General features: G+C 60.1%; 14 protein-coding genes. 3 read left to right on the top strand and 11 right to left on the bottom strand.

Annotation, left to right across the window (positions count from 1 at the left end; all coding sequences use genetic code 11):
• Positions 1 to 116 precede the first annotated feature (116 nt).
• The 8 genes from ED208_RS15380 to ED208_RS15345 all read right to left on the bottom strand — a co-directional run bounded on the left by ED208_RS15380 (position 117) and on the right by ED208_RS15345 (position 10,900).
• The gene (locus ED208_RS15380) at positions 117 to 1,325 is read right to left on the bottom strand and encodes a Wadjet anti-phage system protein JetD domain-containing protein (protein ID WP_123212814.1); all 1,209 of its coding nucleotides are present in this window, start codon (positions 1,323 to 1,325) and stop codon (positions 117 to 119) included.
• Complete coding sequence (locus tag ED208_RS15375; RefSeq protein WP_123212813.1) at positions 1,294 to 4,764, bottom strand: SbcC/MukB-like Walker B domain-containing protein; 3,471 nt, start codon at positions 4,762 to 4,764, stop codon at positions 1,294 to 1,296. The genes ED208_RS15380 and ED208_RS15375 overlap by 32 nt, the downstream gene beginning before the upstream one ends.
• On the bottom strand, positions 4,761 to 5,396 hold the full coding sequence (locus tag ED208_RS15370; protein WP_123212812.1) for a DUF4194 domain-containing protein: 636 nt from the start codon (positions 5,394 to 5,396) through the stop codon (positions 4,761 to 4,763). Before ED208_RS15370 ends, ED208_RS15375 begins: the two co-directional genes overlap by 4 nt.
• Positions 5,396 to 6,745, bottom strand: a complete 1,350-nt coding sequence (locus ED208_RS15365; protein WP_123212811.1) for a Wadjet anti-phage system protein JetA family protein — start codon at positions 6,743 to 6,745, stop codon at positions 5,396 to 5,398. Before ED208_RS15365 ends, ED208_RS15370 begins: the two co-directional genes overlap by 1 nt.
• Positions 6,746 to 6,925: 180 nt before the next feature.
• A complete protein-coding gene (locus ED208_RS15360; RefSeq protein ID WP_123212810.1) occupies positions 6,926 to 7,234 on the bottom strand; it encodes a hypothetical protein in 309 nt (102 codons plus the stop codon).
• Positions 7,215 to 9,239, bottom strand: a complete 2,025-nt coding sequence (locus ED208_RS15355) for a PHP domain-containing protein (protein ID WP_123212809.1) — start codon at positions 9,237 to 9,239, stop codon at positions 7,215 to 7,217. Before ED208_RS15355 ends, ED208_RS15360 begins: the two co-directional genes overlap by 20 nt.
• 322 nt (positions 9,240 to 9,561) lie before the next feature.
• Positions 9,562 to 10,413 carry a restriction endonuclease gene (locus ED208_RS15350; RefSeq protein WP_123212808.1) on the bottom strand — a complete coding sequence of 284 codons (852 nt, stop codon included), beginning with the start codon at positions 10,411 to 10,413 and terminating at the stop codon, positions 9,562 to 9,564.
• 70 nt (positions 10,414 to 10,483) lie between these two features.
• A complete protein-coding gene (locus ED208_RS15345) occupies positions 10,484 to 10,900 on the bottom strand; it encodes a hypothetical protein (protein ID WP_123212807.1) in 417 nt (138 codons plus the stop codon).
• 671 nt (positions 10,901 to 11,571) lie between these two features.
• On the opposite strand from ED208_RS15345, the gene ED208_RS15340 reads away from it, so the two are divergent.
• Entirely contained in the window at positions 11,572 to 11,931 is a 360-nt protein-coding gene (locus ED208_RS15340; protein ID WP_199720642.1) for a TA system antitoxin ParD family protein, read from the top strand.
• Between the two features lie 3 nt (positions 11,932 to 11,934).
• On the top strand, positions 11,935 to 12,513 hold the full coding sequence (locus tag ED208_RS15335; protein WP_123212805.1) for an ATPase: 579 nt from the start codon (positions 11,935 to 11,937) through the stop codon (positions 12,511 to 12,513).
• A 31-nt stretch (positions 12,514 to 12,544) separates the two neighbouring features.
• Here the strand turns inward: ED208_RS15335 and ED208_RS15330 are convergent, their stop codons facing one another.
• The 3 genes from ED208_RS15330 to ED208_RS15320 all read right to left on the bottom strand — a co-directional run bounded on the left by ED208_RS15330 (position 12,545) and on the right by ED208_RS15320 (position 14,571).
• Positions 12,545 to 13,117, bottom strand: coding sequence for a hypothetical protein (locus ED208_RS15330; RefSeq protein WP_148044774.1), 573 nt, complete (start codon positions 13,115 to 13,117; stop codon positions 12,545 to 12,547).
• Positions 13,118 to 13,309: 192 nt separating this feature from the next.
• Positions 13,310 to 14,152: a hypothetical protein gene (locus ED208_RS15325; RefSeq protein WP_123212803.1), complete on the bottom strand. Its 843-nt coding sequence runs from the start codon at positions 14,150 to 14,152 to the stop codon at positions 13,310 to 13,312.
• Positions 14,146 to 14,571 carry a hypothetical protein gene (locus tag ED208_RS15320; RefSeq protein ID WP_148044773.1) on the bottom strand — a complete coding sequence of 142 codons (426 nt, stop codon included), beginning with the start codon at positions 14,569 to 14,571 and terminating at the stop codon, positions 14,146 to 14,148. The genes ED208_RS15325 and ED208_RS15320 overlap by 7 nt, the downstream gene beginning before the upstream one ends.
• A 4-nt stretch (positions 14,572 to 14,575) precedes the next feature.
• Here ED208_RS15320 and ED208_RS15315 point away from each other — a divergent pair, with 4 nt between their 5' ends.
• A complete protein-coding gene (locus tag ED208_RS15315) occupies positions 14,576 to 14,932 on the top strand; it encodes a helix-turn-helix domain-containing protein (RefSeq protein ID WP_199720641.1) in 357 nt (118 codons plus the stop codon).
• Positions 14,933 to 15,668 lie beyond the last annotated feature (736 nt).

Genomic DNA, 15,668 nt, shown 5'->3' with positions numbered 1-15,668 from the left:
GCTTACATTGGTTTTCCGGCTGGTCTGGTCACCACCAGTCTACGAGCGGGGGTGTGAGTGCTCGCCCGCTGATTACAACGTTGAAGACTTCTCAGAGCCAGAATTCGCGGCGGCGTCTACAAGTCCGCGAGCGCGCGGATCTCTTGGATCTCCTGCTCGATCGCCCGGGGTGCAGTCTCGAAACCGTCGAAGTCCGCCGCCCAGCCGTGCCGAGCAGCGATCTCGACAATGCGGCGTGCGTCCGTGCGGCTCAACTCAGAGCCAGTTTCCGCCGGTGCGCGCGCAATCGCGCGGCATCCCATTTCCCAGAGATGCAGCGAACGACCCAGGCTTTCGGCGAGTTTGGCGAACACCGCCGCGATCAGCAGCCCTCCGAGATCAGTGTCCCCCCAGTGCAGCAGCCGGCTCTCCGGCGCTGATGCAACTAGATCGAGCCAAGCCCTGCGCATCGACCTCGACGGCATGCCACCGGTGTACAGGATGAGGCCGCGGTGGTCGCCAGCGGCACCCTGGGCAAGCACGTTGAAGGTCGTTAGGTTCTCCACCGTCAAGATGAATTCCGGAGGCTCAGCCAGTGCCGCCACGATCGCCGGCGGTACGCCCATATAGGGCTTGAGGAGGGGTAGGCTGTCCCCGTTGTGGAACTTGATTGCGCCACATCCGCTTACCAGCACCGGCTGTGGGAAGCGGACGAGGCCCAACTCGGACAAAACCTCGTCCTCGCTACGCGCCGGCGCTTCGCAGTCTCCCGCGGTCAGGACGTCGAGGATTCCGACCATCCGCTCCTCGATCATTTTGGTATCGCCAAGCAAGCGGCCGCTGAGTACCCGAACCGGGACGTCGGTGGCCGGCCCCACCCGCCGGCAATGTCGAACGATGTCCGCCGCCACGGCCACCAAGTGCGCTTGATCGGGGCCCCTGCTTCGCACCCGACGCCGCTGCCTCCAAGTCTCGATGATGGCGTCAATGCAGAACTCATCTCGATAGGACGCTAGCCGACTTTCTGCTTGGGCGATTTGATCCCACAGCGGGATTAGGCCCAGTTCCCTCGCCAGGCCGTCGGCATCGGTACACCGAAGGCGCAGGATCCGGCCGTCGTCGCCAGCACGATCGTCCCAGTCGATCGATATGGTCCGCGTCTCGGCTATCTGGCGGAGATCGGCGTGGACGTCATCCCGCTCCTGCCGGGATTGGAGCTTGAGGTATGCAGGGAAGCGGGCGGCCGTGAACGGCAGCGAGCTATCGACCTGGCGATCGCGTGACCACTGACGCTCCGCGCCTTCCAACAGTTGCTCAAGCGCTTGCCGGGCTACGCTGGTCGACACGAGCAGCCTCCTTGGCCACGATCTCGGCTTCGGCGATATCCAGCAGATCCGGGTGGGCCGATGGGTAGTCCGACGTCATCAGATCCTTGGCCGCCGCCTTCACGTAGATCACCTCCACGTGCAGGTCGGCGTCGAAGCGGCTGAACTCGTAGATCCGGTCGGACACGGCCATGAGCTTCGCTAGCTCTGTCGACGGTCCTGTCATCAGCAGCTGCAGGCCCAGGCTCTTGAGGAACTGGGCCGCCGCGAGACTGTTATCGGAATCCATCGCGTAGAACGCCTCGTCGAGTAGCATGAACCCTGCGCCCGCCTGACGGCGATCATCGAGTCGGTAGGCATGCGCGAGGGCGGCGCCCAGCACCACGTAGAACGGGGTACGGTGCTCACCGTTCGAGCCCGGGCCGATTCGCTGTGACAGCCAGCCGGCATGCTTCCCGCCGGACAGGATCTCGACGTCGAACGAAAACATCAGCCGGAAGTCGTCGAGCGGAGTCGGCCCGCGCTCGGGGTCGTTGTTAGCGGCCAACTCCAGCAGATCCAGCACTGCCGGATTGGCCGAGTCCTCAGTTAGCTCGAACAAGCTGGCCGAGTGTTTGATCACCTCGTAGAGGTCGCGATGCTCTCGCACAGTCTCGTAGCGGAACAGGTAACGCTCGCCGTTCGAAAACTCGGGGCAGGTCCGCAGGATCCGATTGAGCGAATCCAGGTTACTCTTCATGTCGTCAATTGCGTTCCGCAGCTTGACCGCGATGTCAGTTCGGAAAGCTTGCTCGGCGGCTAATTTGGCCTGCTTCGCGTCTTGTTCGTGCCTAACCAGCTCGGTTTCCACCAGCCGCTTGCGCTGGGTCCGCACCCACTTGAGCGCGAGACGCCAGTCCGTGCGCTCCTCGATCAGGCCATAGCCAAACTGATCGATGAAGACGATGAAGGGCGGGACCACCTTGTTTAGCTCGGACTGCAGTCGGGAGGCGGCGTTCTGCCCTCTGGACTCGACCAGGCCGAGGCACTGGTCGTAGCCACCGCCCACCGGCTTCGCCGCTTCGTCGATCTCCTGGCGCAGGCCATCGGCGAAATCGGCGTCGAAATCCGGTAGCTGGGCGATCTCCGCGACGCGATCCTTGGCGAGCCGCGCGACTTCGCGCTGACTGGCCGCCAACGCGATGGCACGCTCGATCTTGTCCTTCGTCTGGGGGATTCTCGCGGCCACGGCCAACCTCTCGTTGTCGAGGTCCGTGATCCGATCGCTGGCCGCTGTGAACTGGTCTCGAAGATCGTTCATGTGGTCCAGGTTGATCGCCTTGATCTGCGAGTCCAGATCGGCATGGTGTTGATCGTGCGAGCCCCATCGCTCCGCCGCGCGCGTGACCGCCGCGGTCAACTCGGACAGCTCGCCGAGCACGCCGATGGTCGAGATCACGCGATCAGCGGCCTTAAGAGAAGCCTTGGCATCCCGAAGCGCTGCGTCCGCCTTGATCCGCGCGGCAGGGAGTGAGGAGGCGTCCCGGACATCCGACTTCATGCCCATGATGAGCTGGCTGTCGGGCATCAACTTGAACGATCCCGTGGAAGCGTTGGCCGACAGCATGCCGTCGACGGTCATCGCCCGGTCGTTACCACGCAGCTCCGCCTCAGTCTCCACCATAACCATGCCGCTCAGAATCTGCCGGAGGTAGGCCTGCGCGGTACGCGCCGAGTCGGATCGGTCGGTGGTCGTCAGTAGCGAGGCCACTTCCTTTGTAGCCGGGTCGGCGTAGTACTTGGACCGGATGCGCTCGGGCTGCACAATTCGAGCGTCGTGCAGACGCTGATGCTGCGGCAGTCTCCGCAAAACCTGAACCGCTTGATCCTCCTTGCCGTCCTCGACAAGTAGCGCCTCGCGGGCCTGTTTCAGGAAGCCCTCTACGGCCGGCTGCCATTCCTCTTTCGAGATACCGATCAGCGTGCACACCGGCTTGGCGCGGATGCCGGCGCGGCTGAGCAGTTCCAGCGCCATCGCCGGGTCTGGGTTGAGCGCCACGCCGGTCTTCTCGATCGCGTTGATGCGGGCCACGACCTCGTCGACCTTCGTCGATGCACGATCAACAGCGGATCCGAGCTGAGTTCGGATTTCTGCCATCCGATCTGACACGCGCTCCAAAACCGGCACAACATCCCGGAACGCCTCCTTGAGACAGCCGGGCCCTGCAGCGCTGCTCCGGTCAAATTCGCGGACCAGGTCGTCCTTGGCCACGACCAGCTGTTCGGCGCGATCGCTCAGCTCCGGCAGCAGTGCCGCCTCGTTGAGGGCCTGCACAACCTGACCGACCAGCCGTCGAAGGAAATGGAATTCGCCGGCGCGGTTCGCGTCGACCGCCGCGAGGTCCTTCTGAAGGCTGTCCACCCGGCGCGAAGGCTCGTCGCTGTTGAGCGTGAGGAGCAGTGCCTCGCGCGACTGACTGGCCGCAGCGAGGTCGGTCACTAACCGAGCCAGTCGCCCATCGTCCTTCTGTAGTTCGTCACCGAGATCCCGCGCTTTCTCGGCCTCCGCGTCGGCGATCTCGCTGGCGCGCTCGAATTTGTAGGTCTGCTCGAGCCCTTGATAGGCCACCTGTCGGCGGGCCCACCCCTGCACGCTGGTGAAGCCGCTGTCGAAGTCTCCAAGTTGATTGATGCGATGACCGACTTCATCGATCAGCGCCTTCAGCTTGCGAAGCGTCTCGACCTGGAGGAGCGCGCGCTGCTTGTCGATGCTGGGGGTTTCGACCAGAAAATGGCGGACGAAATCGCTGACCGGTCCGATGTCCTTCATCGAGACCGACTTCGCAAAGGTCCTCAGGAACTCCCGCTGATTGATGCCGGCGCCGGCACCGCCGATGGCGTGCAGCAACTCGCGAACATAGGTCTCGGAGCGATCCGTGAGGATCGGCGTGCGGCCGGCGTGTTCCGAGGCTTTGCGCAGCACCGCGGCGAAGTCCTTCCATAGACGGGGGACTTCGTCGGTACCTACGGTCTCCATGTGATCGGCCAGAGTCAGCTCGACCCCTGGCGCCACAAACAGGCCCTGTACCTCGTGCGTGTGATAGTCGATGCTGGCCGTCATGGCCACGCCAGCGGACACGGACTCTCCGGTCTCCGAGTCCTCGAACACCAGGGTGATGAAGGTGTTCGCAGTGTCGCGGCGATGGCGGAGCGCCACGGCTTTGTCCTGCTCGGGCTTGAACATGCCCAGGCAGTACCCGCGCAAGGTGCGGCTGTGCCCCCCGCCGCTCGACGAGTCGGTCTGGGCGTTGAACTTTAGATATCGCAGGTTGGCGCCCAGCATCGCGATCTGGACCGCATCCAGCATGGCGGTCTTGCCGGTGCCATTGGAACCGAGAAAGGTCGTGTTGCCCCCGGCCTCCCACTCCATGGCGTCGTGCAGGAAGAACTGCACCAGGATGATCTTCTTCAGCGCCTTCATGCATCGCTCTCCGCGGGTTGGCCGGCTGTCTCTTCGGCGTCCGGGGCGCTACCGCTGTAGGCGCTGGCGAGTCGCGCCGTCGTCATTTCGCTGACGACCTCGGCGATGCCAGGAAGAATCTCGATCGAGAACGGCTGTGGCGAGTTGGGCGGGGGCTCTCCGAATCGGATCAGGCCGAATCTCTGCAGCGGCTTCAGAACATCCTTGAGGGCAATCGAGGTGTTCGGGAGATCGTCCTTGCGGGCGATGGCTTTGTAGGCCGTGAACAACTCTTCGACCGTCAGATGCGCGCAGCCGGCCTGGCCTCGCCCAGACCGCATCTGGTCGTCGTAGACCTGCCGGAACGTGAGGCAGAGCAGCGTCTGTTGTTTGGGCAGCGCGACGCGTTTGGCGTGGTGAGGGATGGCCGCCACGAACCGGTGCTCATCAATGAAGCGAAGCTCGATGCCGAGCAGAGCCATCGCCTCTCGGAACTGCGATCTATAGCGCGCGATCAACTCATAGGACACGCGCTGTCCTGGGTTCCGGGAGTAGAGGATCTGTTCGGTAACCGCCTGGTAGGCCGCGGCCTTGAAATCTTCCGGCGCATACAGAGTCGACGCGTCGGCGAGGTCGTCCCAAGTCTTGGGCATCAGCCAACTCCTTTAAATTCCATGGTGAAGCGAGGCAGGCGCAGATACTCGTTCTCGGTCCACTCGCCGGGAACGCGGTGTAACACCAGCCCTCGCGTCGAGCGGACGGCGTTCGAGCCGCCGGTCTTGCGCGAGCCCCCATACGTTCGGACTCCGGCCTCCCGGCACATCTCGAGGACGATGCATAAATCCGAGATCGATTCGATGGTCAGGTCATCGGAGCTGACCTGACGGTTGGAGGCAAAGCGCGAGGCATAGCTCGCGACGTGACGGCTGGTGATGTTCCGCCGCATGTCGCGGGCCTTGCGCAAGGCGATGAGAGCCTTTTGGCGCGGCGTCAGCTGTACGCGCCGGGTCGCTGTCCGGGTCATGGCTGGTTTCGCCTCATTTGGCTCGCGCAAGCGGCCCTCAGTGAACAATTGACCCGGGGCAAGCACGAAGGCGTGTTCAATGTCGTCGCCATCTCGGAGCAGCACGGCATCGACGGCCTGCTCGATTAGGCGCTCCATTCGTCCCTGGACCCGGAGCGAATAGCTGATCGCCGTGATGGCCTTCTGCGTGGCCCTCTGAACCGAGTCGTCCAGGTCGTCCAGGTGCCGCTGGATGTCGTGGAATCGTCCAAGGCGGTCGAAATCCCGCTGCAGCAGTTCTTCGGCCTTGTCGTTCGAGGAAGTCCGGAAGGTGGTGGCGTACCAGGCCAGCAGCGCGCGCCGCGCCGCCTGGTCATCTCGCAGTTCGGCTACCAGGCGCAGGATGTCGTGCCGAAACCGGAGGGGGTGGTTCGCGGTGCGGAGTTCCTGATAGTCCCGGATATAGATCTCGGAGATGTACTGCTGGAAGAAGGCCTTGATGAAGGCGGCCGTGCCGCCTTCCTCCTCTAGCCGCTCCATGACTTCCTCGACGCGGACCCCGGTGGCCTTCAACCCCGCCACCAGGCGCATGGTTTCGGTGGCCGCTTGGTGAAACGCTGCCGCCTGCTCACCCGGATTCGCCCGGACCTGCTTCAGCGTGTTGTGCACTATCTGCACACTGCCGGCGACGATCTGAGGGCCCTCTTCGGCGAACTGCTTCAGCACCCCAAGGAGTCCGATGATTGCCGGCGGCATCAGCACGAAGGGTTTCACGCCCGTGGTGAACTCCTTCAACCACCCGGCTTGCTTGAGGGTCGCCATCATCTGGTTGGCGCGCACCGAGATTGGAGTGTCGCTCGGCTGACCGTCCTCCCCTGCCATAGAGGGGACCTCCAGTATGTAGCGCTCAATCTCCGCGCTGATCGCCCGATGCTCGTAACCGTCGCGTGGAATATCCGCGTCCGGTCCGAAGTATCGATCATAGAGGCGGGTCAGCACCTGCCAGTAGTGCTCGCGCAGTGGCGCCGACAGAGGCGCGAAGACCGTCGATGGAACGCGACGAAATATGCCTACCGGTGTAGGACTGGACTGTGCGCCTTGGCTCATTATCTGTGACCGGCTATGGGGCGCAGGCTTGGCCGTCGAGCGAAAATTCAACTTGAACTGCTCCCGCGAGCGCTAGGGCTTCGCCAGCTCGTCCTTGTATTCCTTGTACTCATCTAAATACAGGCGCGCTGCCTTATCGGCGAACTCGGCCTTGCGTTCGCGAAGGCTCTCGAGCTTACCGAGAACGCTCTTGTAAATGACCTGGTGAGCCTGGTTCGGAAGCTCCACATCACTGTAGGGATCGAACGCGACCGACTCCTCGGTCAGCGTGAGGTTGGCCAACCTAAGCAGATCCTCTTTCGTGATTTTGTCGATGGAGTTGAATGTCTCCCCGGCGATCAGAAAATGTGCAGCCTTGCCTTCAATTTTTAACAGCTTCATAGCTCTCCCTCCTGAGCCGATAGGCGTCTGCGCCCGCTTCCAACGAATTCATCATTACGTCGTGATTCCTGACTTCAGTACCATCTGGCGCGCGCAGCATTTTGTCCGTGGGGTGCCCCGAATAGACACGGTAGATGACCTCGCCGTCTTTCACCTCCTTATGTGTGAACAGCAGATAGTCCGCCTGGATGGAAGCGCCTACTGTGTTGTTGTGCGTTACGACGACGACAGGCATGGTCTCTGACAGGGCCTTGAGAATCTCGTTGACCTCTCCCTTCAGGAACAGGTTATCGAAGGACGATTCGGGTTCGTCGATCAACAGGGCGTCGAAGGTTTTGGCATCGGCGATCTCCTGTATCAGTCGATACTCCGAGCGCTCGCCACCCGAGACCGGGACTCCGTCCTTGTTCAGTATCCGGTAGTTGATCTGGACGAAGAGCTTGTAGAGATCTGCGGGGTTGAGCTCCATCGCTTTCAATTTCTGCAGATACCGAACGGGATCGCCGTACTCTCCATACGCCTCCACGAAGCTGACTGCCGTCGAAGAGCGCTTGCGAAGATCTGAGGCGTTTTTGTACGTGGTGCGTCGGGCCTCGACACGGAAACCTTGTACCGGCTTCTCGTATATGACGGCTTCCTTCTTCAGGAACCCCACGATTTCCGCGAATCGAGCGAGGCGTCGCTGGTCAAGGGCGATATCGAACAGGTCCACGTCGGCCACCGAGCTGGCTGAGCTTCGGGTGCTCAGCAACTGCTTCACGTCCTTGACGATCGTGTTGACGTAGGACTTCAGTGCGATGTCGCGAGCGGTCACTTGGTGCAACTCGATGAGCTCGCAAGCAAGGCGCCTCAACGAGGTCCGATCAACATGCTTCTCGATGATGTTGGCGAAATCGATATTCCGAATCAGATGCTGGACCGATGCGATCAGCTGCTCAAGACCCTTGTTGTCTCGAAGAGTGAAAGGTGTTTCACGGAACAGCGCGCAACTGGAAAAGTTGTCCTGACGCTGGACCTCCGTCGCGGATGTGAGGAGCGTGCTTACATACTTGCCAACCTCGGCATCGTTCGCTGGCGGATCAATTCTGAGCACGTCATCGAGAACCCGCCGCAAGCCGGCGAGATGGCCCTCGACAACAAGGCCCCGGCGACGCTCGACGTCCTTGTTGAACTTCTTCTCGTAGTCTGCCTCGTCCTGCTGGACCAGCTCGAACTGTCGAATGTACTTGCAGTTCCCAATTGCCTTTTGGATTTCGTCCAGGGTGTGTGTCTTGCCGGATGATCTCGGGCCGACGATGACATTGAGGCCAGTCGAGATCTGTTGCCCGTTCGTGAAAATGGGCCAGAGAAGGTTGCCGTCGCTCTCGGACAGCGCAACCTTGTTCTTGTCCTTGATGCAGGCCTTGAGGGCGGCGAGCGAAATGTCGCCGCAGTCCACGAAAGTTGCACGCGACGGGAAATGTTCGAGCCCATCCTTCATCCGAAGGTCGCTGAACAGCACCGGGGTCAGCTTGGTATCGTCTTTTATGGCCCGGACAAACTTCTTTGCGGAATCCACCTCCCCTGCGGACACGAAGGGATCGAGATTCAACAGTGTGTCGGCTGATATCGGCGGGCTCTTGTCGCTGTGAGGAATCAGCAAGTAGTGGTCGAGGTTTCCAAAAATCGTCTTCAGCTCGGTAACTGTTACCTCATCACCGTGCTTTCTGATCTTCTTGGTGACGGCCGCGCACTTGGTGTTGAAGTCGTCGATGTCCGTCGGATCGCAGTACAGTAAAAGGTGGCAGCCCTCGAGATTGATCTCGATGCCCGGAAACACGACCACCGGGGCCAGTGCCTTCTGAATTTCGCGGCATTGCTTCGCGTCGAACACATCATGATTCGTGACCGCGACAGCATCCAGCCCGGCCTCGGCCACATATCGCTTGAAGACCTCCATACTGAAATAGAAGGGGCTGTCGCTGAAGGTAGCGACGGTGTGGATATGCAGGTCTATCTTCTTCACGCCTACTCCCTGTAGTGGCGGCCACCGTAGTGGTCTTATGTCGGTTGGCGACGTCCCTTAAATCGATTCTGCTCCCACTGGCTCAAAAAGTGTCAATCAACGTAGTGAATGAGCAACTAATCTGTTAGTCGCTCTGCTCTGCGGCTGGCGGCTGACTTTGATCCAAGGTCGAAGAAAAGCTGTTCGGACAAGTTTAGTCTCCGCCCGACTTTGGCGACGGGTCCGACCGCCTGCTCTTGGCACGGAGTCACCGATGAGCATTGACTTGATCAGCGCAAAGTGGACAGCGCTATCCAAACACGCATACCTGCGCTGACATTGATTAGGGTGATACAGCTGTCCCGCGACATTTGGGGAACGTAGAGCACCCCCAGAACTGCTGGCCTGCGTTGGCGCCTTGACGCGCTGTGCGCAAAACCATGGAGGAACCACACTTCGGACAGGCCTTCGCTGGCGCCGATGCAGACAACGCTGCTGGCCGCAAACGCGGGGTCGGCGTGGCTGCTGCATCGCCATCACGCATAGCGACGATGAGCTGTTCGCCATTGACGAGCTCGATGTTTCGGCCTTGAGCGAATGCCTCGGCATCGGCTGTGAATTGCCCGGATGAAACCACATAGCCGCCTGATGCACCCCGAGCTGCAATGACGCCATAGAGCTCTCGCACCACATCCACGCCCACTTTGGTGGCGCGCCATTGCTTGCATTGCACCAGCAGCAGTTCACTTCCTTTTCTCAGCTCCACATCCACGCCGCCATCGGCACCACCTCGGCCCACCACACTGACGGCATAGCCTCGCCGCCTGAAGTGCTCTGCGACCAGCTGCTCGAACTGCGGCCAGGACATGTTGAGTAAGCCGGCTCTCTGTCCGATTTCAGCGGTCTGTTCATAGCGCTTTCGAGATTGAAAGGCTTTGATTGCGGCAATCACAGCTCCGAAGCCGAATGCGGCCGGAAGCAGGTATTGCCCAAAGAAGGCCATCGTTCGCCACATCTGCTGACCTGCATATGCGCCCATCTGCGCCATGTCAGTAGGAGCCGCTGGTTGGACCGTGGCATATCGATGCAGAGCGAAGTAGGAGATCGCTGCCAGTAGCACCCCTAGCCACCAAGGCAGGCGGGAAGACACTTCAATTAAATCGTCGAACAGGCTGCTCTTCTGACGGCGTGCCACGGTGATCTCCGTTCACGAATTGTGTTTTTACAGGCCTACCCGTGGAAGAGCAAAGGCGCCCTTCCACCTACTACATCGGCCTCTCTTGCTGATGTAGCGCCCCTGCTCTTCTGGTCAACTCTTCAAGCTTCGCGAAGCCCTCGGGATTCACTTTATGGAGGACCATGCGCGTCGCCACCACCAGTTCGATCAGAAGCCGGTGGCTCCTCTCCAGTTCACGCGCTAGCCCCTCCACATCATGTCCAACCTGCGAGATGTCGTTTTGCTGAACCTCGATAGCCTGATTCAATTCGACCAGGCAATCTTCCATTCCCTGCATCCGCTCGTAAGGACTTCGGGTCTCCAAAGCGAGCGAATCGGCGCCTAGTTTCAACAAGATTGCGCAGGCGCTGGCATCCGAAATAGAGCGCTTGGCCGCGAAGGCCTGTATGCGATCTTTCTCTTCTTTTGGCATGCGAAGGTGGAGAACGGCAGGGCGTTTTTTCATAGCGTTTTCCGCAAAGCGGGCTGCAAATATTAAGTCACTGTATTTGCTAGCTATTGCAAAAGTAATAGTAACTATGCAGCCATTTTGCAGCCGGCCAAAAAGCAGGGGTGGCTACATCGGAAAGCCACGCCATACGTGGCTTTCCGGCTTCCGGGCTGCACGACCCCACCGTGCGTCGGGTGTACGGGAAAAATGGGGCCCCAAAAATGGGGGCAAATCTAGCCGTTCTGGGCTGCAAACCCTCGATAGCTTTGCTTGCTGATCAACAGCGTGTTTGTAAGCGAACTCGTCCAGCGCCCATCAGCCTTGCCGAATGACTTTCTAACGAGCCGAGGATTAGCGCCGTCGCGCCGGGCATAGATGCCGCACTTCTGGGTTCCAGCTAGCGGCGAGGTAATCGAAGCAGCACATTTGGAGGCGGACGGCAGCGACTGACTCCGGCTTGAAGCAAACCCGCAGTCTTGGCGCTTGTCGGATAGTCAAGAGGCCACGATTTCCGAACGTCATGTCCGTAGCTTCGAGTCATCGCAGCGACACCGTCGACGTACGTCGAGTTGGCATTCCCCGCCAAGCCCAGTTCGACTTGAGCCGACTTACTAAAGCCGGTCTGTAGCGGATTGCTACAATGCGTACTCACTTAGATGGGAGCCCGTATGGCCTCGAACAGCCCTATGCGCCTGGATGCCGAACTCACGGCCGCAGCGCGCTCGACCGCCGACAGCATGAGCCGCAGCCTGTCTCAGCAGATCGCACACTGGGCGCGAATCGGCCGGGAGTTGGAGCGGAGCCCTGGGGTGACCGTCGCCGCCGTAAAAGCCGTTCTGGACGGCGGCGGTGGCTACGACCAGCTCAATGTGCAAGAGCAAGCCTTGGTCCGTGCTGGATGGAACGAGCGCATTGACGAAACACGCAAGAATCTGCGGCTCGACAAGCTGCTACCAGCGATGGGGCGCGAGGTGGTCGAACTGAATGCTTCCGGACAGGTGGTGGTCCGCAGCCCGCGAAAGGGCAAGCTCAAATCGGTGCGCTGATCCATGCCGCTGCTCCACCTGCTCGCAGGTCCGAACGGGTCTGGCAAGACGACGTTCTACGAGCAGGTTCTGGCGCCGGCTACCGGCTTGCCGTTCATCAACGCCGATGTCATCGCCCGAGAGCGCTGGCCAAAAGCGAAGAAGGATTGGTCCTACGAGGCCGCCAAGATCGCGGCGCAGCGCCGCGATGAGATGATCCTTGCAGGCCGATCCTTTATCGCCGAAACAGTGTTTTCGCACCCGTCCAAGCTCGATCTGATTCGGACCGCCAAGCGCAGCGGTTTTTTGGTGGTGGCCCACATCATCTTGGTACCGCTGCCCCTGTCGATCCGCCGCGTTGAGGCCCGCGTGCGCCACGGCGGACACGATGTCCCCGTCGAGAAGCAGAACGAACGCTTTACCCGGCTGTGGCCTCTCGTCGCGGAAGCATTGCAATTGGCAAACGAAGGCTTCGCTTACGACAATAGTTCGGCGAAGGAACCGTTTCGACTCGCAGCAAAATTTGAGAATGGCAAGCTAATTGGCAAAGCGGCTTGGCCTGACTGGTCGGATTTGGGCAAGCTGTTTGATCGCGAAGGGTGAGCCCCCTCTTTGACTAGTTTCGCGCGCGAAACTAGTCGGAGGCGTTTGACCAACCCAAGGTGGTCGCGAAAGCGGCGCGGATCACTTCAGCGTCGTGCAAGGCGTTGTGCCGTGTGCGCTCTGCCGGCCAACCCGCGTCCAGAGCGAACTCAATCTGCGGAACGCGATCAAGCAGCAACCAGGCTGGCTCATCTTCGAATAGTGGGCGCAGCAGGTACGCATCGCCAATCCAATCCACCGCAAGAAGCGGCGGCTTTCCAGTCGATCGCCTGCGAGTGGCAAGGTAGCTCTTCAGACTAGGCTGCAGATTGGCCTCGTCATCGAACGCCACCGTTGCCACCGACGCGCCCATGCTCGGAATGACAGTCTCTCTGACGAAGGGATTGCATATCGACAAAATGGCCTTGCTGATCTTCCGGGTTGCATAGAAGTGATCCGGCTTTTCTGATTGCGCCAGCGGAACAATCGCGACCGCGAGCAATCGGCAATGCTCGGCCCAACTCCAAACCGCTTCCTTCTCCATGGGCAGCCTGGTGAATTCGGTGTCCACAACCAGAAGGTCATACTCGGCTTCAACACCGGGATACGGCATCAGATAGTTCAAGGGTCCGCGCATAGGTTTCTTAAAAGGCTCCCCTGAGAGACCGCGCGCTCAGCCAGGCACTTGGACTCGCCTTTCAAGCGCGCTAAAGCTGCGCCATTATCCCTCCAGCCGACCGCCGTAGCTCACGTTCAGTGGGTGGAGCACACGCCGCTCTAAGGGTTGTCACTACGACGCAAGACACCTCAGTCGCAATTAGCGACGGCCGCGGTACTCCAGCTCCAGAAGGGGCGGATTGCTCGGCTGCATCGCATCCAGGCCGCTGTAGGCGGACATCCCAACGATTTTCGCTCGGCACGCCAACATCGTTCTCTGCTGCCGGTCCAAATCGCATCGATCCAAGGAGAAAACCATGGCGACTGCGACCTTGCGTTCGCCATCAACCTTGCTCAAGCGCTCGAGGATTTGGACCGCCCGTTCCGGCGCTGCCGGCAATACCCAGCCGACCTTCGAAAACCAGAGCTCAGCGGTCACCAGCCCGTATCCCTCTGCAGCGAAGCTCATGCCGCGAGTGACACCTTCCCTCGACTTGCTGGTGCGAACATCGTCGTTGCTGAAGCGGAGGCTTGCATCGGTATCCATCGGCAGTTGGTAAAGCGGAAATCCGCCCAACCGCGCGTCGTAGGCATTGGCCGTGATCAGCGTTCTGATTACGAAGAGCTTCGAGGATAGTTCGGCCCCGGCAGTCTCGATTTCGGCAATGGCCTCCTGTTGCAGCGGCTCCATCCCAACACCGACTTCCTTGGCAGCGACGTATCGGTCGAAGGTTTTGGTCTGCGACCGGAGATACATGTCGAGCGTTTCTTGACGCTGGACCGACAGGTTGGAGACGCCGTAGCTGGTCAGCAAATCCTTGAATGCGACCTTCTGGTATTGCGCCCACGGCGCTTTGTATCTCGGTTCTCTCGCACTGTCCGGTCCAGTTGCACAACCCGCCATGAAGGCAGTGACCAACGACACGAGGATAGTAGTTTCGCGCGCGAAACTACGCGACTTCGGCGCATCGATACTTTTAAAGCGCGTCGCAAGAGTCAGCATGCGGAGGCCTTCTGGCGCGTGCTGCTGTCCTTGGACGGCGGCGCAAATCCCAAAGCGATGCAGCGCTGAAAACGCGCACCGCCGTCATGGAAATCGTTGGGCCGAAGTCCTTGCGTCTTCCGAACGAGTTCGAGAACTCGAAGCACACGGCTCCAGCTGCCATCGGTCAGGAGCGAAATCTGGAGTAGATCCAGAGGCCACTGATCCATCGGATAGGCGCAGCAGGCCAGTATCTGAGCGATCAGGGAGGCATCGACGTCGTTGGCTTCAATGCTGGCAAGCAGTTGCTCGGCAGCCGACCTTGCGGACACGCCGAGTTCCGACTTCCATTCGAACAATGGCGGAGGATCAAGCAGCGCATACCCGAACATCAGAAATGCATCTTCAGCGGAAATGTCCTGCAGGCTTTTCTTTTTCATTTCGGTGGACACCACGGTTAAGGATGTACGTGAGTTATATACCGTGGTGTTATACCGCAATGTGCGAACAATCGCACAGATGCGCGATCAGCATCCTTCAATCTTCTCCGTCGGCCGTGCCATTCGAGCCCGGCGCGAGGGCATGAAGATCTCGCAAGAGGATTTCGCAGCGGAGATCGGGCTCGACCGCGCCTACTACAGCCACGTTGAGCGCGGGAAATACAACATCACGTTGGTGGTGCTCTTTCGTATCGCTGCCGGCCTTCGATGCGAGCCGTCAGAGCTGATGCCGCCGTTAACAGAGCTTGTCGAGCTTCCACCGCCGATGCGTTCACGCGGGCGCAGGTCCAAAGCGACCTGAGGCGATATACCGGAGCCCCGGAACCAGCAGATGCAGTTTTAGGTGTGGAAAACCACATCTATGCATAGACGCGCTTGCCAACGAGCATATGCATATCGCCATGCCATAACGAACACAGCGTGGCGTCGATCCGCTCATGGAGATGAGACATGCAGCTATCTAGCGCCGCCGTGGATTTGCCGATTTCACATTCGCCGCTTCTCACATTGGCGGAACTAGCCAAACTACTTTCGAGATCGCCGCAGGGCCTGAGAGTGTCCATCTCGGCCAACACAGAATTCGGCGCTGCGTTGAGGCGAGCGAAAGTAAAAATGGGTCGACGGATCTACTTCAAGCGGACGCTCATTTACCAATTGATTGACGACTCGACCGGCCGTTAACGCTTATGAAACGAGCTAGTCCGGGGTAGAGCGCTTCTCGTAGCCCAAAGCGGACGCTCGGCCGTGGCTGGCTGATTAACCCTTCCGCTGTGGCCGATCGACTAAAACACTGCCCACAAATAAGCATCGCCCGCTCACCACCTGGCTCACCACACGACGGGCACCCGAAGGAGCCCGCCATGGAGCCTCCCGCAGCGAATCCTCAGGAATCCGAGTTACAGTCTTTCGGTGTTGGCGCGCGTTGAAAATTGACCAGCCAAACGGGGTTCTGCTCACTGAAAATTGACCAGGGTGTTCTTCACTAGCCTGCGGGGTTTTACCCCAGCAGGAAGACGAGGTGCATACCATGGCGATGT

Origin of the sequence: Stagnimonas aquatica, from assembly GCF_003730135.1 — a bacterium.
Classification (GTDB): domain Bacteria; phylum Pseudomonadota; class Gammaproteobacteria; order Nevskiales; family Nevskiaceae; genus Stagnimonas; species Stagnimonas aquatica.
This window is presented reverse-complemented; position numbering and strand designations above follow the sequence as displayed.